The 19,401-nt window shown below is 74.3% G+C and carries 16 protein-coding genes; 7 read left to right on the top strand and 9 right to left on the bottom strand.

Annotated features, from left to right (window positions below; genetic code table 11):
* The first annotated feature begins 326 nt into the window (after window positions 1-326).
* From ACGF1Z_RS13410 to ACGF1Z_RS13400, 3 genes are read left to right on the top strand one after another with little or no spacing between them, the layout of a single operon-like run.
* Window positions 327-1,400 (top strand): alcohol dehydrogenase catalytic domain-containing protein, encoded by a 1,074-nt coding sequence (locus ACGF1Z_RS13410; RefSeq protein ID WP_393004167.1) that lies wholly within the window; start codon window positions 327-329, stop codon window positions 1,398-1,400.
* Window positions 1,397-2,164, top strand: a complete 768-nt coding sequence (locus ACGF1Z_RS13405; RefSeq protein ID WP_393003218.1) for an HAD family hydrolase — start codon at window positions 1,397-1,399, stop codon at window positions 2,162-2,164. The genes ACGF1Z_RS13410 and ACGF1Z_RS13405 overlap by 4 nt, the downstream gene beginning before the upstream one ends.
* A complete protein-coding gene (locus ACGF1Z_RS13400) occupies window positions 2,161-4,557 on the top strand; it encodes a glycoside hydrolase family 65 protein (RefSeq protein WP_393003216.1) in 2,397 nt (798 codons plus the stop codon). The genes ACGF1Z_RS13405 and ACGF1Z_RS13400 overlap by 4 nt, the downstream gene beginning before the upstream one ends.
* 168 nt (window positions 4,558-4,725) lie before the next feature.
* Here ACGF1Z_RS13400 and ACGF1Z_RS13395 read toward each other — a convergent pair whose 3' ends face one another.
* Both ACGF1Z_RS13395 and ACGF1Z_RS13390 read right to left on the bottom strand, forming a co-directional pair.
* Entirely contained in the window at window positions 4,726-5,718 is a 993-nt protein-coding gene (locus ACGF1Z_RS13395; RefSeq protein WP_393003214.1) for an Acg family FMN-binding oxidoreductase, read from the bottom strand.
* Between the two features lie 35 nt (window positions 5,719-5,753).
* Window positions 5,754-6,377: a CBS domain-containing protein gene (locus ACGF1Z_RS13390; RefSeq protein WP_393003212.1), complete on the bottom strand. Its 624-nt coding sequence runs from the start codon at window positions 6,375-6,377 to the stop codon at window positions 5,754-5,756.
* Window positions 6,378-6,603: 226 nt separating this feature from the next.
* Between ACGF1Z_RS13390 and ACGF1Z_RS13385 the strand changes: the two genes are divergently transcribed.
* Both ACGF1Z_RS13385 and ACGF1Z_RS13380 read left to right on the top strand, forming a co-directional pair.
* Window positions 6,604-7,500 (top strand): universal stress protein, encoded by an 897-nt coding sequence (locus tag ACGF1Z_RS13385; protein ID WP_393003210.1) that lies wholly within the window; start codon window positions 6,604-6,606, stop codon window positions 7,498-7,500.
* A 337-nt stretch (window positions 7,501-7,837) separates the two neighbouring features.
* On the top strand, window positions 7,838-9,616 hold the full coding sequence (locus ACGF1Z_RS13380) for a GAF domain-containing protein (RefSeq protein WP_393004165.1): 1,779 nt from the start codon (window positions 7,838-7,840) through the stop codon (window positions 9,614-9,616).
* Window positions 9,617-10,075: 459 nt separating this feature from the next.
* Here ACGF1Z_RS13380 and ACGF1Z_RS13375 read toward each other — a convergent pair whose 3' ends face one another.
* On the bottom strand, window positions 10,076-10,762 hold the full coding sequence (locus ACGF1Z_RS13375; protein ID WP_393003208.1) for a response regulator: 687 nt from the start codon (window positions 10,760-10,762) through the stop codon (window positions 10,076-10,078).
* Between the two features lie 383 nt (window positions 10,763-11,145).
* Between ACGF1Z_RS13375 and ACGF1Z_RS13370 the strand changes: the two genes are divergently transcribed.
* Complete coding sequence (locus tag ACGF1Z_RS13370) at window positions 11,146-12,138, top strand: universal stress protein (RefSeq protein ID WP_393003206.1); 993 nt, start codon at window positions 11,146-11,148, stop codon at window positions 12,136-12,138.
* Between the two features lie 5 nt (window positions 12,139-12,143).
* Here ACGF1Z_RS13370 and ACGF1Z_RS13365 read toward each other — a convergent pair whose 3' ends face one another.
* The 5 genes from ACGF1Z_RS13365 to ACGF1Z_RS13345 form a co-directional block, all read right to left on the bottom strand.
* Entirely contained in the window at window positions 12,144-12,809 is a 666-nt protein-coding gene (locus ACGF1Z_RS13365; protein ID WP_393003204.1) for a DUF4389 domain-containing protein, read from the bottom strand.
* Window positions 12,810-13,061: 252 nt separating this feature from the next.
* Window positions 13,062-13,961, bottom strand: a complete 900-nt coding sequence (locus tag ACGF1Z_RS13360; RefSeq protein WP_393003202.1) for a potassium channel family protein — start codon at window positions 13,959-13,961, stop codon at window positions 13,062-13,064.
* Window positions 13,934-15,292, bottom strand: a complete 1,359-nt coding sequence (locus ACGF1Z_RS13355; RefSeq protein WP_393003200.1) for a nicotinate phosphoribosyltransferase — start codon at window positions 15,290-15,292, stop codon at window positions 13,934-13,936. Before ACGF1Z_RS13355 ends, ACGF1Z_RS13360 begins: the two co-directional genes overlap by 28 nt.
* Before the next feature lie 183 nt (window positions 15,293-15,475).
* Entirely contained in the window at window positions 15,476-16,330 is an 855-nt protein-coding gene (locus ACGF1Z_RS13350; RefSeq protein WP_393003198.1) for a universal stress protein, read from the bottom strand.
* 119 nt (window positions 16,331-16,449) lie between these two features.
* Window positions 16,450-16,929 (bottom strand): MarR family transcriptional regulator, encoded by a 480-nt coding sequence (locus ACGF1Z_RS13345; RefSeq protein ID WP_393003196.1) that lies wholly within the window; start codon window positions 16,927-16,929, stop codon window positions 16,450-16,452.
* 128 nt (window positions 16,930-17,057) lie between these two features.
* Here ACGF1Z_RS13345 and ACGF1Z_RS13340 point away from each other — a divergent pair, with 128 nt between their 5' ends.
* On the top strand, window positions 17,058-17,978 hold the full coding sequence (locus tag ACGF1Z_RS13340) for an alpha/beta fold hydrolase (protein WP_393003194.1): 921 nt from the start codon (window positions 17,058-17,060) through the stop codon (window positions 17,976-17,978).
* A 94-nt stretch (window positions 17,979-18,072) separates the two neighbouring features.
* On the opposite strand, the gene ACGF1Z_RS13335 is transcribed toward ACGF1Z_RS13340, so the two are convergent.
* Entirely contained in the window at window positions 18,073-19,167 is a 1,095-nt protein-coding gene (locus tag ACGF1Z_RS13335; protein WP_393003192.1) for a magnesium and cobalt transport protein CorA, read from the bottom strand.
* Window positions 19,168-19,401 lie beyond the last annotated feature (234 nt).

The following is a 19,401-nucleotide window of genomic DNA, read 5'->3' as shown; positions in this document are numbered from 1 at the left end:
TCGGACCTCGCCGTCCCGGCGGGCGGGGGCGCGCCCCGGCAGCTCCTCGTCCGTGTGCCCGAGGGCCGTCTTACCGGGCCCCCGTGGCCGGCGGGCCGGTCGGCCTTCTGCACCCAGGCCCATTCGGCCCTGCTCCGGCCGAGCCGTTCCCGGTTGCGGTGCCGCGGGTCCGCGAAACCCTGGAAGAGACCGCGGTCCACCGACCGGGCCGCAGGGCCGGTCGGCCCCGCCCTGTGGACCGACCGGCACATGCGCCGCCGCCGCGCGGCGGCCGAGTCTGATCGTGGAGGACACCCGAACGCACCGAGGGAAAGTGGGTGGGCGCCATGAAGGCAGCCGTCTTCCAGGGACCGGGGCCCGTCGCCTGGCGGGACGTGCCCGACCCCGGCGTCGAGGACCCCGGCGACGCGATCGTGCGCGTCGACGTCGTCACGATCTGCGGGACCGATCTGCACATCCTCAAGGGCGACGTGCCGGAGGTGACGCCGGGCCGGGTGCTCGGACACGAGGCCGTGGGCACGGTGGTCGAGACCGGCCGGGACGTCCGTACCGTACGGCCCGGGGACCGGGTGCTGATCTCCTGCATCTCGGCCTGCGGCCGCTGCCGCTTCTGCCGCGAGGGCCGCTACGGCCAGTGCCGCGGCGGCGGGGGCTGGGTCCTCGGCCACACGATCGACGGCACGCAGGCGGAGTACGTCCGGGTGCCGTTCGCCGATCTGTCCGTGCACCCGCTCCCGAGCTCCGTGGACAGCTTCGACGCCGTCCTCCTCGCGGACATCTTCCCCACCGCCTACGAGGTCGGCGTCCTGAACGGCGGGGTGCGGCCGGCCGACACGGTCGTCGTGGTCGGCGCCGGCCCCGTCGGCCTCGCCGCCGTCGCCACGGCACGCCTCTACAGTCCGGGCCGGACCATCGTCGTCGACCTGGCCGAGTCCCGGCTCGCCGCCGCCCGCACGCTCGGCGCCGACGCCACCGCCACCGTCGGCGAGGGACCGGAGCAGCTCGTCGAGGACCTGACGGAGGGCATGGGCGCCGATGTCGTCATGGAGGCGGTCGGCGTGCCCGAGGCCTTCGAGATGTGCACGCGCATGGTCCGGCCCGGTGGCAGGGTCGCCAACATCGGCGTCCACGGCAAGCCCGCGGTCCTGCACCTGGAAGACCTGTGGATCAAGGACGTCACGATCACCACCGGCCTGGTGGACACCTCCTCCACCCCCATGCTGCTCCGCATGATGGCGGCCGGCCGGCTGCCTGCGGCGGAGCTGGTCACCCACCGCTTCGAGCTCGCGCAGATGGAGGAGGCGTACGACGTGTTCGGCCGCGCGGCCGACACCGGCGCACTGAAGGTCGCGCTCGGCGGCCCGCAGCACACGGCCCTCGCGGCACAGGAGCCCGGATGACCGGATCGCGCGCGGGACCCCGGAACTCCCCGCCGCCCCGGGGTGTCGTCCTCGACACCGACGGCGTGCTGCTGGACTCCGCCGCCGTGCACGCGGCGGCGTGGAAGGCCGCGTTCGACGCCTGCCTCAGCCCGGGCGGGTCGGCGCCCTTCGACCCCGACGCCGACTACCGCCGCTACGTCGACGGGAGGTCGCGCTACGACGGTGCCGCGGCGTTCCTGACCGCCCGCGGCCTCCGCCTCCCCGTGGGCACGCCGGGCGACCCGCCCGGATGCGGCAGCGTCTGGGCCGTCGCGGCGCGCAAGGAGGCCGCCTTCCGGGACGCCCTCGCCGCCCGGCCGGTCCTTCCCTTCGCCGACGCCGCGGTGGCGCTCGGCACCCTGCGCGAACTCCGGGTCCCCTGCGCCGCCGTGTCCGCGTCCCGGCACGCCCGGGCGCTGCTCCGCTCCGCCGGGCTCACCCCCTTCCTCTGCGCCGTCGTGGACGGCGAGGACGCCGCCCGGCTCGGCCTGGCCGGCAAGCCGGACCCCGCGCTCTTCCTTCACGCGGCCGGGCTCCTCGGCGCCCGCCCCGGCGCCACCGCGGTGGTCGAGGACGCCCTCGCCGGGGTCCTCGCCGGGCGCCGCGGCGGTTTCGGCACCGTCGTCGGCGTCGACCGCACCCCGGACGCGCACGGCACCGCCGCACTCCGGGAGCACGGCGCCGACCTCGTCGTCCCCGACCTCACGACGCTGGTGAGGAACCTCTGGGGTGAGCACCGGTGAGCGACGTCTGGACCTGGGGCTACGACCGCTACGAACCGCAGCGCGAACGCCTGGTCGAGGCACTGTGCACGCTCGGCAACGGCCGCTTCGCCACCCGGGGCTCCGCCCCCGAGTGCGCGGCCGACTCCACCCACTACCCGGGCACCTACCTGGCAGGCTGCTACGACCGCCTCGCCTCGGTGGTCTCCGGAGCGCGGGTCGAGAACGAGGACCTGGTCAACCTGCCCGACTGGACGCTGCTGCGCTACCGCTGCCTCCCCGACGACGGACCGCCCGGCGCCTGGCTCACCCCCGACGCGCCGGACCTGCGCCACTACGACGTGCGGCTCGACCTGCGCGGGGGTGTGCTCATCCGGAGCCTCTACTACCAGGACGCCCACGGCCGCGGACTGCGCGTCGTCCACACCCGGATCGTGCACATGGGGGACGCCCGGCTCGCGGCCCAGCGCACCCTGTTCCGCGCCTACGGCTGGAGCGGGGCCGTCGAGGTGCGGTCCGTCCTCGACGGGGCGGTCACCAACGCCGGGGTCGAGCGCTACCGGAACCTGGAGGGGCGCCACCTCGTCGACCACCGGAGCGGGTTCGAACCCGGCGGCGTCGCCCGCCTGACCTGCCGTACGGCCGACCCCGGCCGCCGGATCTGCCTGGCCGTCCGGACCGCCACCCGGCCCGCGCGCCCGGCGCTCGAAACCGCCACCCGGACCGGCACCGTCCAGACCTACCGCCTCCCCATGGGCCGCCGCCGCTCGGCGACCGTCGTGAAGACCCTGGCCCTGCACACCTCGGCGGACCGCCCCGCCGCCGACCCGCTCGCCACGGCGTGCGAGGCCGCCTCGCGGGCCCCGGCCTTCGACCGGCTCCTGTCCGCCCACGTCGCGACCTGGCAACGCCTCTGGGAACAGGGCCGGTTGGACGTCCCCGGTGAGGCGGGACGCATTCTGCGGCTGCACCTCTTCCACCTGCTGCAGACGCTCTCCCCGCACACCGCGGAACTCGACGTGGGCGTCCCCGCCCGTGGCCTGCACGGTGAGGCGTACCGCGGGCACGTCTTCTGGGACGAGCTGTTCGTGCTCCCGTACCTCGACCTCCACTTCCCCGAAGTGGCCCGCTCGCTGCTCCTGTACCGGCACCGCCGCCTCCCCGCGGCCCGTGCCATCGCCCGCGCGGGCGGCGGCGTCGGAGCCAGGTACCCCTGGCAGAGCGCGAGTTCGGGCCGCGAGGAGACCCAGCAGATGCACCTCAACCCGCGCTCCGGGCGCTGGCTGCCCGACCACTCCCGGCTCCAGTGCCACGTGGGCTCGGCCGTCGCGTACAACGTGTGGCGGTACGCGCAGACCACCGGCGACCGCGGCTTCCTGCACGCCGAGGGGGCCGAGACACTCCTGGAGGTCGCCCGCTTCTGGTCCGGGACCGCCCGTTACGACCCGCAGCCCGGGCGCTACCGGATCCGCGGGGTCGTCGGTCCGGACGAATACCACGACGCCTATCCCGGCGCCGCGACCCCGGGCATCGACGACAACGCCTACACGAACGCCACCGCGGCCTGGGTGCTCGCCCGCGGTCTCGACCTGCTCGCCGAACTCCCGGACGCCCGGCGGGCGGAGCTGCGGGAACAGCTGTCGCTCGACGACGCCGAACTCGCCCGCTGGGACGACGTCTCCCGCCGTCTGTACGTGCCCTTCCACCGGGGTGTGGTGAGCCAGTTCGAGGGCTACGGCGAACTGGCGGAACTCGACTGGGAGGGGTACCGCGGCCGGTACGGCGACATCCGCCGCCTCGACCGGATCCTCGAGGCCGAGGGCGACACGGTCAACCGCTACCAGGCGTCGAAACAGGCCGACACCCTGATGCTCGGCTACCTCTTCCGGCCCGACGAGCTCTACGGCCTGTTCGCGCGGCTCGGCTACCGCCTCGACGACGAGGTCTGGCGCGCCACCGTCGCCCACCACCTGCGGCGCACCAGCCACGGCTCCACGCTCAGCAGCCTCGTCCACGGCTGGGTGCTCGCCCGCCAGAAGGGCGCCGACGCCTGGCGTTACTGCGAGGAGGCGCTGCTCGCCGACGTGGCCGACATCCAGGGCGGCACGACCGGCGAGGGCATCCACCTCGGCGCCATGGCCGGCACGATCGACCTCGTCGAACGCGGCATCACCGGCCTGGAGGCCGGACCGGCGGGGCTCCGGGTGGCCCCGGTGCCGCTGGCCGGGATCCCGCGCTTCGCCTTCACCCTGTGCTTCGGCGACCACCGGGGAGTGCGGGTGCGGGTGCTGCCCGGGCGGCTCGCCGTCCGCGTCCCCGCCTCGCCCGGGTCCCCCGCCCCGCTCACCGTGGTCCTCGCGGGGGAGCGGACGTACACCGTCGCACCGGGGCGGGAGCGCTGGTTCCCGCGGTGAGCCGCCACGGCCCCCGCACCGGGGCCCTGTGCCGGGATCCGGCGGTGCAGGGATCCGGTGCCCACAGCTCTCACGGACCGCCGGGGGTCCCCGGGCCCGTGGCCGCGGGCCTCCGCCCACCGCCCTCGCGGCGCGGTGCACCGAGGCCGGGCCCGCGGTGCGCCGGGGTCAGGCGAAGGTGAGCACCTCGGGGACGGGCCGGCGGGGCGTCGCGCGGCCGCGGGGCCCGTAGCCCAGACGGATCACCATGTGCACGTACCCCGTCGTGGACCCCGGGTCCCGGGCCACGGAGCGGAGCTCCGGCCACTCCAGCGGCTGGGAGATCAGCGAGGTGGAGAGCCCGTCGAGGGTCGCACGGAGCAGGACCCGCTGCAGTGCCTGGCCCGCCTTCAGCCACTCCGTCGGCGTGTCCCCGACCGTGCCGAGCAGCACGATCTGCGGGCTCCTCTCGAAGCGGGCCGAGGCCCGGCCGGAGACCGCGCGGTGGGCGCCGAAGTCCCGGACCGGGGCGGTGACGTCGTACTGGCGCGGCCCGAAGGCGTACGCGGGGATCCCCTCGGTCCCGGGGCCCTCGTCGGCCGCCCCGGTCCGGATCCAGGCACCGATCTCCTTCCGCACGGACGCGTCGGCGGATTCGAGCCGCTCCGAGTCGTGCACCAGGTCCAGCACCGTGTCCGCGTGCCAGGCCCCGGGCACCACCAGCCGGCAGCCCTCCAGGAACGCGGCGGACCGCAGCCCGTCGAGGATCTCGGCGGGGACCGGCTCATCGGTGAACGGGAACCGGCTGGTGTGCCGCTCGCGGAGCGCCGGGTGCAGCACCGCCAGCTCGTCGTCGTACGTTCCGACGGCCGGGGGAAGCCGGACGTCGCTCAGGTGCCAGGGATCGCCGGGATCGGGCAGCAGCCGGACGGCGGCGTGCCGCCCCCGGTGCGCGGCGGCCACCCGAAGCCCGAACAGGGCGGCCCCGCAGCCGAGATGGAGTGCGCGGTGGTCCGGGTCCTCGTGCGGCAGGTCCCGCCCGGGGTCGCCGTACAGCTCGACGGTTCCGGTGGCCGCCCGGTGCACGAACCTCCACGGCTGCGCGTTGTGCATCGACGGTGCGGTGACGGCGTCCCCGATCAGCGACGTCACCAGCGTGCGGGTGGGAGCGGTGCCGGACATGGTGCCTCCTCTCTGCCGGGTCGTGACCGAGGGGGTCACCACAGGGGCGCGTGAGCGGTGCGGGCGGGAAGGGTGGGGCGGGTGTCGTCCTCCTGGAACGACAGCCGGTCGACGACGGCGACGACCCCGTCCACGCGGGCGGCGAGGCCGACGAGCATCCTGGCCCGGCTGCGACGCCGGACCCGCCCCTCGACCGTCACCACCCCGTCCAGGACGTGCACCTCCACCGCGTCCCCGGGCATGCCCAGGGCATCGGCCACGATCTCCTCGCAGATGCGTCTGCGAATCTCCGCGTCCGGGCGGAGGAAGACGCGCAGCAGATCGCGCCGGGTCACGATCCCCACCAGGCGCTCCTCCTCGTCCACGACCGGCAGGCGCTCCACGCCCCGGCGGACCATCAACCGCGCCGTGTCCCCGGCGGTCTCCTCGGCGTGGACGGTCACGGCGGGGGCGGACATCAGGTCCTGGGCGGTCCGTGTGCGGCGGGCCAGGAGATCGCTCTCCGAGACCACTCCGACCACGTGATCGTTCTCGTCGACGACGGGCAGTCCGCTGATGTCGTGCTCGGCGAGCAGCTTCGCGACCTCCCTGAACCCCGTCGCGGGGACGGCGGAGACGACTTCGTCGGTCATCAGGTCGGCGACCCTCAGGTGCTTCATCGCCACGCCTCCTCCTCGCCCGTCGTGACCGTGACCCTGCTTCCGTCCCACCACCGTCCAACGCCCGCCCACGGCCCGGGAGGGCCGAACGGTCCCCACCGCACGGACCGACAGGGCCCGCCCTTGGCCTCTGCGGCCCTGCGGCACGGCCGCCGCCGGATGCCACGGTGGCAGAAGCGGGGGGAACCCGGACCGGAGGAGTCCCGGGCACCCGTGAGGAGGAGTCATGGACGGATCCACGGATCGTCCCGGCCTCGGCAGGGTCGTCGTCGGCGTGGACGGCTCACCGTCCGCTCGGGCGGCCCTGCTGTGGGCCGCGCGGGAGGCCGCGCTGCGGGGCAGCGGCCTCTGCGTCGTCCACGCCACGGACACCGACAGCCTGTACCTGTCCGATGCGGAGGGCGCGCGGATACGGCGGGCCGCCCGCGAGCTGCTGGACACGGCGGCCGGGACCGTCGCGGCCATCCACCCGGAACTCACCGTCGTCACCGAACTCGGCACCCAGACGGCCCCCCGCGCCCTGCGCGACGCCGCCGCCCTCAGCGGAACGATCGTCGTCGGCCACCGGGGGCTCGGCGGCTTCTCCTCGCTGCTGCTCGGATCGGTCGGTCTCGAACTCGCGGCCGGTGCCACCACGCCGGTCGTCGTCGTACGCGAGGCCGCGGAGCCCGCCGAGTCCGGCGCCGTGCTCGCGGCCGTCCGGGACGCCGGCGACCTGGGCTGCGCCCGCGCCGCGGCGCGCGAGGCACTGCTGCGCAAGGTGCCCCTGCGGCTCCTGCACGTGTGGGGGACCCTGCCGGCCGGCAGGGTCCGCGCGCTGCTGCCGGGCGGACCCGACGAGGCCGCCCGCGCGCACGTGCACGCGCTGTCCGAGGTCACCGAGCGCATCCGGGAGGAGTTTCCGGAGCTCGCCCTGGACGCCGACGGCGAGAAGGACCACAGCGTCGCCGGTGCGCTCGTCCGGGCGTCGCGCCACGCCGACCTCCTGGTCACCGGCGGACGGCGCGCCCCCGGATACCTCGGCCCGACCCTCGGCAGGACCACCCTCGGGCTGCTCCAGCACGCCCACTGCCCGGTGGAGCTCGTTCCCCGGCACGGAGCCGGCCACGGCGACACGTCCTGATCCGGCGCACGCGAGCGGCGGCGGTCCCCGGCGGAGTGGCTCGGCGGGTACGGCGCAGGCATCCGGACTACCGTGAAAGCGGGCGTGGCGGGTGCCGTCCGCGCGCCCGACGTGACGGCAAGGTCCGCGCCCCGACATCACGGCGGGATCCGGCGGCGGCCGGCCTGGACAGTCGGCGGAGGATGCGATGGCCGGGGAGGACCGGGACGGGCTGGACGACCGGCTGGTGGACCGGGACGGTCCGGCGGACGGGACGGGCCGGGTGGACCGGGAGTATCCGCAGGACCACCAGGAGGACCCGGCGGGCCGGGAGCATCAGGAGGAGCCTGCGGGCCGGATGGAGTCCACGGCGGCGGAGGACTCCGGGGCGGCGGACCCGCGGCCTCCGCGGCTGCGGCTGGACGAGCTGCTGGACGAGCTCCAGGCGCGCATGGACGAGGTCCGGGGCACGAGGGACCGGCTCAACGGGCTCCTGGAAGCCGTCATGGCGGTCGGCCGGGAACTCGACCTGCCGCAGGTGTTGCGGGGGATCGTGGAGGCCGCCGTCACCCTGGTGGACGCCGAGTACGGGGCCCTGGGCGTCATCGGCGACGACAGGACGCTCTCCGAGTTCGTCTCCGTGGGGATCGACGACGAACTGCGGGGCCGGATCGGGGACCTGCCCTCGGGCCACGGCATCCTGGGGGAGCTGATCCGCAACCCGCACCCCTTGCGCCTCACCGAGCTGTCGGAGCACCCCTCCTCGTACGGTTTCCCGCCGCACCACCCGCCGATGCACTCGTTCCTCGGCGTGCCGATCCGCGTCCACGACGAGGTGTTCGGCAATCTCTACCTCACCGAGAAGCGCGGCGGAGCCGACTTCGAGGCCGAGGACGAAGCCGTGGTGACGACCCTCGCCATCGCGGCCGGCATCGCCATCGAGAACGCCCGGCTGTACGAGGAGGGGCGGCTTCGCCAGCGCTGGCTGGCCGCGAGCTACGACTTCACCCGCGCCCTCCTCTCCGGCGCGGCGGAGTCCGAGGTCCTCGACGGGATGCTCGAACAGTCCGTGGACATCGCCGGTGCCGACATGGGCGTCTTCTACCTGGTCGGTCCGGGCGGCGAGCTCCGCGGCTCGCTGGCCCGCGGCGACGGGGCCGACGCCCACCAGGGAGTGGTCCTGTCGAGCATCGCGGGAACCCTTGCCGCGGCCGCCCTCGGCCAGGACGGACCGGTCTCGGTGGCGGACGTCGAGCACGATCAGCGGGTCACCGTCCAGGCCGAGCGGTGGAAGGGCTTCGGACCGGCCGTGGCGGTCACGGTCGGCACCAAGGAGCGGCTGAGCGGCGTCCTGATCCTCGCCCGCCGCCGGGGGCGGCCACCCTTCGCGGGAGCCGAGATCACCGCCCTCCCGGGATTCGCCGGCCAGGCGGCCCTGGCTCTCGAACTGGCCGACCGGCGTCGCGACGCCGAGCAGGTGAGCCTCCTGGAGGACCGCGACCGGATCGCCCGTGACCTGCACGACCTGGCCATCCAACGGCTGTTCGCCACCGGCATCACCCTGCAGAGCGCCCGCCGCTTCGTCGACCACCCGGAAGCGTCGGAACGGCTGACCCGGGCGATCGACGACCTCGACGCCACCATCAAGATCATCAGGTCGAGCATCTTCGGCCTCCGGGAACACGAGTCCTCCGGAGCGGCACCCAAACTCAGGAACCGCATCGTCAAGGCGGCGGACCAGGCGGCCTCGATGCTCGGCTTCGCCCCCGCCCTGCGCATGGAAGGCCTGCTCGACACGGATGTGCCGGCCGAGGTGGCCGACGAGGTCGTCGCGGTCCTCGGCGAGGCCCTCACCAACGTGGCCCGCCATGCCCGGGCCCGCCACGTGGAGGTGGCGGTCGTCGTCGAGGACGGCGCCCTGGCGGTGACGGTGAGCGACGACGGCGTCGGCATCCCGGCGGGCGTGCCCCACAGCGGCCTGCGCAATCTGGCCGAACGGGCCCGACGCCTCGACGGCGACCTGTCGGTCCGCGCCCGTCCCGGAGCGCGGGGCGGGGCAGGGGCTCCCGACCGGCCGGAAACGCCGGGCGGCACGCTGCTCGAATGGCGCGTCCCGCTCCCGCCGGACCCGCGGTGAGCTCCGTGTGTGTGCGGCGAGATGCCCACGACGGGCGGTGGACTCGGGGCCGGGGCCGGGGGCGCAGCCAGGCGCGGCCGGACGCCTGAGCGGCCGGACGCGGGGCGGGCCGCGCGCGACCGATGCCGGGGCCGCGCGCGATGCCCGGCGAGGCCCGCCTGGCGGCTGATGGTTCCCCCTGGCGGCCGGTGGGACCGTCTGGCGGCTGTTGGGATTGGGACTGCATGGCGGCCGGCGGGACCGCCTGACGGCCGCTGGGTCCGCCTGACTGCCGCTGGTCCCCGCCCGACCTCGGGGCGGGGATGGTGACTGCCGATGACACCCGGCGAAGCCTGCGCCGGCTGTGGAGCCCTTCCGGCCCCACCAGGGAGTCTCTCCTGAGGGCTGCAGGGCTGCAGGGCTTGTCCCCCGCCCCTCCGGTGAGCCTCCCGCGCCTCGTCCGACGCCCCGGAGAGCGGTCTACCTCTCCCCGGCCTCGTGCTCGTGGGCCTGCGCGGCGATGACGGCCGCCTGCACCCGCCGTTCCACGCCCAGTTTCCCGAGCAGCCGCGAGATGTGGTTCTTGACCGTCTTCTCCGACAGGTAGAGCCGCTTGGCGATCTGCCGGTTGGTGAGGCCCTCGCCGATCAGGTCGAGCACCGAGCGCTCCCGCTCGGACAGCCCCGCGAGCCGCTCGTCCTCCGGCGGCCCGGCCGGCTCGGGCTCCCGCAACGAGTGCATCAGCCGGGCGGTGGTGGCCGGATCGAGCATCGACTGCCCCGTGGCGACGGTCCGTACCGCCGACACCAGGTCGGAGCCCTTGATCTGCTTGAGCACGTACCCGGCCGCCCCCGCCATGATCGCGTCGATCAGGGCGTCCTCGTCGTCGAACGACGTCAGCATCAGACACGCGAGCCCCGGCATCCGGGAGCGCAGCTCCCGGCACACCGCGATCCCGTCCCCGTCGGGCAGACGCACGTCCAGCACGGCGACGTCCGGCCGCAGCGCGGGCCCCCGGGCCAAAGCCTGGTCCGCCGTCGACGCCTCCCCGACCACCTCCATGTCGGGCTCGTCGTCGATCAGGTCGCGCAGACCCCTGCGGACGACCTCGTGGTCGTCCACGAGGAAGACCCGCGTGGGCGTCTCGGCTGCGGGCAGATCGGTCATGGCGACCCCTGTGCTCGGTGGGTTCCCCCGCCCCTACAAGGATTGTCCGTCAGACGTGGCTTCCAGGGGCGCCCGGAGCGGGGGCGTCGGGCCACGCGCCTGAGTCGCCGACGCCCTCCACCGCCCGCGGCGGGCCGTGATCCGTGCTGCCCGGTGTCCGGCCGGCACACCCACCCGCCACCGGTCCATCGGGGCGACAATCTCTTGTAGGGAGCGTCACGGCCGATCTGCGAACGGGCCGGGCCGACCGGAGCCTGCGCCTCGGGCAACCGCTCCCGGGGAACGGGGCCGTCGGCCGCGGTTCGCTCGGGCGGGGAGTGAGCGGTGGCCCTTCCCGGGCAACCGCCCCATCGCCCCCGGTCTCCCAGTGCCGAGGAGGAACCATGGACAGAGAGATCCCCGCCCGCCCGGAGCTCGGCGCCGTCGCCGTGGGGGTCGACGGATCTCCCTCCGCGCGGACGGCCGCACTGTGGGCCGCCGCCGAGGCGGACCGCCGCGGACGGTCCCTGCACCTGGTGCACGGCGGCGACACCGACCGCCGGGCCCTGTTCGCCGACGCCGGCACGATCCAGGCGGTACGCGAAGCGGGCCGGGACCTGCTCGCGGACACGGCGGAGGCGGTCCACGAGCGCTTCCCCGGCCTCACCGTCACGAGGGAGCTCAGCCGGAGGGAACCGATCGCCGGTCTGCGGGCGGCCGCCGGGCACCGCGGGACGATCGTCGTCGGCCACCGGGGCCTCGGCGGGTTCGCCACCCTCATGCTGGGCTCCGTCGGCCTGGGGGTGGCGGCCCGCGCCGAGGTGCCCGTGATCGTCGTCCGCGGGGAGGCCGAGCGCCCCGAGACGGGCTCGGTGACGGCGGCCGTGCACACCGCAGCGGACCTGGACTGGCTGCTCGTCGCGGCGGCCGAGGCCCAGGCACGCAAGGCGTCGCTGCGCCTCATCAGCGTGTGGAACGTGTTGACCCACGTCGGGAGCATCGCGACCATGCTGGACGATCTCGACGTGATCGCCCGACGGCGGGTGCGCGATGCCAAGGAGCTCGCCGACCGGGTGCGCGAGGTCTACCCCGACCTGATCGTCGCGCACCACGTGGAGACGGGCACCAGCACCCCCGGCATCCTCATCGAGGCCAGCGGCCACACCGACCTGGTCGTCATGGGCCGCGGGCGCCGTCCGCTCGGCATCGGACCCTCCCTCGGGCGCGTCGCCCACGCCCTCATCCACCACGCGCAGTGCCCGGTCGAGATCGTTCCGCCCGCCTTCGCGGCGCTGAACGCGAGGGAGGACGACCGGACGCACGCCGAGAAGGACGAGCAGGGGGACGGCGGCACCGTGGCCGGGCCGGGCAGGGGACCGACACCGCGACGTCGGTGAGGGCGTCAGTGGACGGGGCCCGGCCGGGCCGGGTCCTCGCCGCCCTGGTCGAGACGGAAGGGCGGGTAGGCGTCCGTCATGAGGGTGGCGTAGGCCGCGACGCGGATGACCCAGCGGTTCAGGCCGACGATCAGGGCGAACAGGTCGCGTGGATAGCGGTCGGCGAAGGCGACGGCGAAGCCCGCGACGAGGGTGAGCAGCGCGATCAGGCCGCCGCCCGGCCAGTGCGCACGCACGCCGCCGCTGAAGAAGGCGATCACCAGGTACTGGGGGATGGCGAGCAGCCACCACTTGACCAGGACCAGGCTCCGGGAGAGCCGCTCCGGGTAGACGATGTCGAGCCGGGCCGGGTAGCCGGGCTCGGCCCCGAGGCTGAAGGGCGGGTAGCGGTCGGTGCCGAGCGCGCCGTACGCGTAGAAGGACACGCGCCACGACCAGCGGAGCACGCCGAGGTTGAAGTCGAACAGGGCGCGCGGGAAGCGTTCCGTGAAGAGGATGGCGAAGAAGGCGATCACGGTCACGAAGAAGAACGCGATCCAGAGGAAGACCAGCACGATCCAGTGCGGGATGACCAGGATCCATTTGACCAGCCAGAGCCAGCGGGACAGAGGACTGTCGAGCTGGGCGGTCACCACCACCACGGGCGGGTAGACGGCAGGCTGCGTGTCCATGGGCTTCACTTCCTCGCCGGGTCGGTCGACGTCGGCCCTGTCTCCCCCTCCTCTCTCAGGATGACCCGCTTTCCCGGCCGGGTCCTGACGGGGGCTCGCCAAGTGATCACGAACCCTGTCGGCCGCTCACGAGTCCCGGCGGCCGCTCACGAGCGCCCGCCGGGACCTCACGGGCGCATGCCCCGCTCCTCACGGGTGCCCGCAGGGTTCTTACCGGCGCGAGCGGGGGCGTCACAGGCGCCCCCCCGGTTCTCACGGGCGTGTGCCGGGTTCGCGCGAGCGGCCGTGGTCGGTGGCGTAGGCGCTGAAGACCTGCTCGGGTGTCCCGCCGGTCCGCAGGAAGCGTTCGTCGAGCACGGTGGCAAGGTCCTCCAGCGCCGTGTGCAGCACCGCAGCGGCGAGCCGGACGTCCGGATGGGCGGCCCGGGCCGCCCGGTCCGCCAGGTCGGCGGCGTGGCCGAGCTGCCGGGGCAGGGACGTGGTCTCGTCGCCGTCGAAGAAGTAGTAGGACTCCGCGTACTGCAGGAAGTCGACCGTGATCGTGGCGATGGCCGAGGCCAGGGAGTCGAGGAGCGCGGCGCCCCCGGCGGAGTCGATCACCTGGGCGCCGGCCCGGCTGCGGCGCACGTGGGACAGGCGCAGGGCGAGGGCGCGGCGGCGGGCCAGCGCCGGGTAGATGCCGAGGATCCACGCGACGGTCGCCGACAGCAGGGCGAAGCCGATCAGGGCCTCCATGGGGGCGAGCACCCGCAGCCAGCCCGAGGTCGGCGCGATGTCGCCCAGGCCGAGGGTGGCGAGCGTGACCAGGGAGTAGTAGAGGGCGTCCAGGGGGCCCGCGTGCGCGGCGGGGACGAGCCCGGAGGCGTACGAGAAGTCCTCGGGCATGTGCGGCCAGTAGACGAGAGCCCATCCGACGGCCATGGTCAGCGACCAGAAGGCCACGACGCCCATCATGCCCATGGGACCCGAGAGCCCGGCCGGCCGCCAGGGAGTGCCGCGGAAGGCCGAGAACCGCCACACGGCCCGCATGACCAGCCTGCTCAGTCCGCCGTGCCGGGTGGGGTGCCACAGGGTGTGGAACACGTCCCGGAGGATGAACAGGACCAGCGCGGCTCCGACGAAGGTCAGGAGCCAGGTCGTTCCGGCGCCCACCGCCCGGCTCCCGTCCGTGCCTCGATCCGGTGCCGCACGACGGCCGTGAGGGCCGTGAGCCGCGTCGACGCGGCCGGTACCGGCGCCACCGGGTCGGCGATGCGCCGGGCCTCCTCGGGAAGGGCGGCCAGATCGGCCTCGAAACGGGCGCGCGCGGCGGCCAGGGTGTCGGGTGGATCCGTGCGCAGCCCGCCGCGCATCACGGTTTTCAGCAGGGGCTCCGTGCGCTCGGGCGGCTGCTCGTTCGCCAGGCCGACGACATCCTGAAGCCCGGGGCCCCGGAAGACCTGCTTGCGCCCCGGCACCGTCACCTTCGCCGGGGAGAGCCTCATGACGGGCCGGCCGTCGTACTCGACGAGCTCGTACGCCGTGTCGAGGTACGGGGCGTCGGAGGCCGTGCCGACCCGCGACCCCACGGCGTAGGCGTCGATCGGTGCCCCGTCCCGCACCAGCCGGTCGATCTCGTACTCGTCCAGACCTCCGCTCGCGATGATCCGCACGCCGGCGAGCCCCGCCGTGTCGAGAGCGGTGCGCGCCCGGCGGGCGAGGGCGCCCAGGTCACCGCTGTCGAGGCGGACCGCGCACTCCGGGCCGAGCCCGAGATCGGCGAGGACGCGAGCGGCGGTCGCGACGCCGCGGTCGGTGTCGTAGGTGTCGACGAGGAAGGTCACCGGGCCCGGATGCGTGCGGGCGAAGGCCCGGAACGCCGCCTCCTCCGAGGGGAAGCTCTCGACGTACGAGTGGCTCATCGTGCCCGCGGCCGCGATGCCGTACCTGCGGGCGGCCGCGATGTTGCTGGTGCCGGCGAAGCCGACGAGAGCGCCCAGGCGCGCCGCCTGCAGACCGGCCTCGGGCCCGTGGACACGGCGCAGCGAGAAGTCGAGCAGCGGCCGCCCGGCGGCGGCGATCACACAGCGCGCGGCCTTGGAGGCGACCGCCGTCCGGTGGCCGAGGAGCGTCAGCAGGTACGTCTCCACGAGCTGCGCCTGCGGCAGCGGGGCGGTGACCTCCAGGAGCGGTTCCCCGGCCAGCACGAGCCGTCCTTCGGGCACGGCGCGGACCTCGCCGTCGAAGGACAGGCCGTGCAGCGGTTCGAGGTCCTCGACGGGCCGCCGCAGGGCCGCGGCGAAGTCCTGGACGTCGGAGCGGCCCACCCGGAAGCGGCCGAGGTAGTCCAGTGCCGCTTCGATCCCGGCGGCGACGAGGAACCCCCGACCCGGCGGGAGGTCGCGGACGACGAGGCTGAAGGTGGCCGGGCCCCGCATGTCCTCCCGCAGGTAGGAGAGCGCCATGGTGACCTCGTACAGGTCGGTGGTCGTGACCTGGGACATGCTTCGAGCATGCGCGGCGGACCCGCGTCCCGCACGGGGACGGCACGCGGGGCGGGCCGTCGGAGGAGGCCCGAGGGGGCGGTGCACGGCGGGCGGGGGAGGAGGCAGGAGAGAGTACGGAGGAGGCGGGGGCGGGGGACGGTGTGGGGGACCGGTCGTCCGGTCGCGCCGTCCGGCCGTGGCTCAGTCGTGGGGGACGAGCGCGACCGGTGCGCGGCTGTGGTGCAGCACCGCGTGGGCCACGCTGCCGAGATGGGAGCCGAGCGTCGAACGACGGCTGCGCCGGCCGACGACCAGGAGAGCGGCGCCCTCAGCGGCCTGCACCAGCTCCGGTCCTGCCGAGCCGATCGTCACCCGTCCGGTGGTCCTGACGTCGGGAAAGGCTCCTTGCCACGACGCGAGGAGGTCGTCGAGCGAACGCTGGATCTCGGGGGCCGTCGTGACGCGGAAGTCGGGCGTGACGGAGGGGCCGATGCGGGCGTAGAAGGGCAGTTGCTGGGCGTACACCGCCTCCAGCGCGGTCCGCCGCCTGACCGCCTCCGCGAAGGCGAAGTCCAGGACGTCGTCGACGGGCTCCCGCAGGTCGACCCCGACCGTCACCGGGCCCTGGGGATCGGGCGTGCCGAGGGACCGGACGAGGACGACGGGACACTCGGTCCGGCCCGCGACGGTCATGCCCACCGAGCCGACGAGGTAGCCTCCCACGCCGCTCATGGCGCGGGAGCCCAGGGCCAGCAGTTCGGCGTCCTCGGCCGCGGCGACGAGGCTCTGCACGGGCTGCGAGGGCAGGAGCCGCGTGGTGACCGCGAGGCCGGGACGGCGCTCGCGCAGCGCGGCGGCCGTGCGCGCGAGCAGTTCCTCCGCCCAGGCCTCCGGATGCTCCCGCGGCACGAGCGGCATGAGGACTTCCGGCGACGGCTCCTGTACGTGCACCAGGTGGACGCGGGTGCCGCGCAGGGCGGCCTCGTCGGCCGCCCACTCCGCCGCCGCGTTCGCCTGCTCCGTGCCGTCCAGGCCCACCACGATGTTCGCCGTCATGACGGGTTCACCTCCGTGCACACCATCATTCGCGCCCCCGCTGACCCGGGCCACTTCGCGCGCCGGCGGGCGGCGTCGGAAGGCGGTGTCCCCGGGCGGCGCCCCCGGGCCGCGTCCTGCTATGAAGCGGCGGTCTCCCGTGGGGCGGCACTCTTGGGCGGGCCGGGGTCCAGGAAGTGGCGGGCGAGTACGTCGAGGGCAGCCTGGATCTCGGGCAGGTGCCGCGGCGCGTCCGTGCCGAGCGCCGCCATGAGGGCCGACTCGATGCCGGTGGCGCGCACCTGGGCCACCCGGTCGGACACCTCGCCGGCCTGCCGGACCAGCACGCGCCGTCGGTCGGCGGGGTCCGGGGCGGTCTCCACCGAACCGGCTTCCTTCAGGCGGGCGACGGCCGCGGACACCTGGCTCTGCGGCAGGCCGGTGCGGGCGACGATCTCGCTGATGGCGCTGCCGGGGTGCGCGGCGATGTCGCTGGCGACGATCAGCACCAGGCGGGCGCTCCCGGACTGCCGGTCGGCGCCGGCAGGCGGCTCGGGGAGCGCGTCCTCGCCGATCTTCATCAGCGTGCGCCCGAGCAGAAACAGCTGGACTCCGTTCACAGGGGGAGCATACATCGAATTGGATCCATCCATCGAGATGAATCCAACTGGATATATCCAATTCGATGGGTTAGGGTGGGTGAAGAAGGCGCGACGGGGAGTCCGTCCGCCTGGAACGAGGGGGAACCATGTCCACGAAGCGATATGCGGCGGCGCAGTCCACGACCCTGGACGTCCAGGGCGTCGTCCTGCATTACCAGGTCCAGGGGACCGGCCCCGTCCTGCTTCTCTCGCAGAGCGGCGAGGGCGACGCCGACCGCACCGTCGACCTGGTTCCGCACCTCGCCGACGCGTTCACCGTCGTCACCTACGACCGGCGAGGCCTGTCCCGCAGTCGTCTCGACGAGCCGCAGCGCACCGCGACGCTCGTCGAGCACGCCGACGACGTCCGGCACATCCTGGCCGCCGTCACCGACGAGCCCGCCCTCATGCTGGGCTGCAGCTTCGGTGCCGTGGTCGGCCTGCACGCGGCGCTGCGGCATCCGGGTCTGATCGGCACCCTGATCGCCCACGAGCCGGTCGCCCCGCGCCTCCTTCCGGAGGCGGAACGCCTCGCTCACGAGCGCGAGTTGGCCGGGCTCGTGAAGCTCTACGAGACGGAGGGGCTGCGGGCCGTGCTGCCGGAGATCGCGCGCGCCGTCGGCATCGACCCGTCAGGCGCGGACGCCGAACCGGGCCTGACGCCCCAGCCGCTCGACGCCGATCGCCTCGCCAACTTCGACCGCTTCATCCGGCACGACTTCGCGGCGATCCTCGACGACACCCTCGACCCCGGGCGGATCGCGTCACTCGGTCCCGCCGGTACCCGGGTCGTTCCGGCCGCCGGGCTCACGACACCCCGCACGGTCTTCGACTACCGCTGCGCCGAGGCGCTCGCGGAACTGACGGGCAGCGAGTGCCGGTTCCTGCCCGGCGGACACAACGGCAACACCAGCCACCCGCGGGCCTACGCGGCCCGCCTCCGCCAGATACTCGGCGCCGAGGTCGAGGCCGGGACCGGGACCGGGACCGGGACGCAGGGGGAGGGCGGGGCAGAGGCGGCGGCCTGACCGGGCCTGGGTGCGAGGGATACGGGCTGAGGCTGTGGCGGGAGCGGGGCCGGCGTCCCTGCCGAGGAGGACCGAGCCCGGCCCGGTGGGGCGGTCACAACCAGCCGTTGCGCTTGAAGCCGCGGTGGATGAAGAAGCAGGACACCGCGATGACACCGAGGGCGAAGGGGTAGCCGTAGGCCCAGTGCAGTTCGGGCATGTGCTCGAAGTTCATGCCGTACACACCGCAGACCATCGTGGGTACGGCGATGATGGCGGCCCACGCGGTGATCTTGCGCATGTCCTCGTTCTGGGCCACCGTCACCTGGGCCAGGTGCGCCTGCAGGATGGAGTCGACGAGTCCGTCGAAGGCGCTGATCTGCTCGCCGGCGCGGGCGAGATGGTCGGCGACGTCGCGGAAGTAGGGCCGTATCGCGGCGTCGACCGAGGGGCAGGGCTCGGTGGCGAGCGTCGCGACGGGGCGGCCGAGCGGCACCACGGCCCGCTTCAGCTCGAGGAGTTCGCGCTTGAGCTGGTAAATGCGCCCGGCGTCGGCGGACTCGGCCCCGCGCGGAGCGAACACGTCGGTCTCGACCTGCTCGATGTCCGCCTGGACGGCATCGACGACAGAGAGGTAGTCGTCGACGACATGGTCGGCGATCGCGTGCAGCACGGCGGATGGGCCCTTGGCGAGCTGCTCGACGTCGGCCTCCAGCGCCTCCCGCAGCGGCCCGAGGGAGCCGTGCCGGCCGTGCCGCACGGTGACCACGAAGTCGGGGCCGGTGAAGACCATGAGCTCGCCCGTGTCGACGACCTCACTGGTGGCGGTGAGCCGCTCGTGCTCGACGTACGTGACCGTCTTGAACACCGTGAACAGGACGTCGTCGTACCTCTCGAGCTTGGGCCGCTGGTGGGCGTGGACGGCGTCCTCCACGGCCAGCGGGTGGAGGCCGAAGAGCTCGGCCACACCCTCGAACTCCTCCTCCGACGGCTCGTGCAGACCGACCCAGACGAAGCCGTCACCGTGCTTGCGGACCTGCCGCAGGGACTCCTCGATACCGTCCGCGGCACGGAGGCGACGGCCGTCGCGGTAGGCGACGCAGTTGACGACGGTGGTGCCGAGCGGGGAACGTGCCGGATGGCTCAGATCCACCCGGCGCACCCGCCGCGCCAGCCGCGCCATCTTGCGCAGCCCTCCGACCATCGACATGTTGCCACTCCTTGACCGAATCAGGGCCGGGCGAGGAGCTCCCGCCCGCCCCGGGCGCCTTCTGTGCTGCACCGGACCCTACGTGCCCGGACCGGCAGGACGAAGAGCCTGTCTGGACGAATCATATGAAAACGAACGTTTCTGTCGGCGTCCGATCCCGGTGACAAGAAGGGAGGAAGGGGAGAGGAGGAGGCCACCCTGCCCGCACATTCCCACTGATGCTGGAATGACTCC

The organism is Streptomyces sp. NPDC048018, from assembly GCF_043202995.1.
Classification (GTDB): domain Bacteria; phylum Actinomycetota; class Actinomycetes; order Streptomycetales; family Streptomycetaceae; genus Streptomyces.
This window is presented reverse-complemented; position numbering and strand designations above follow the sequence as displayed.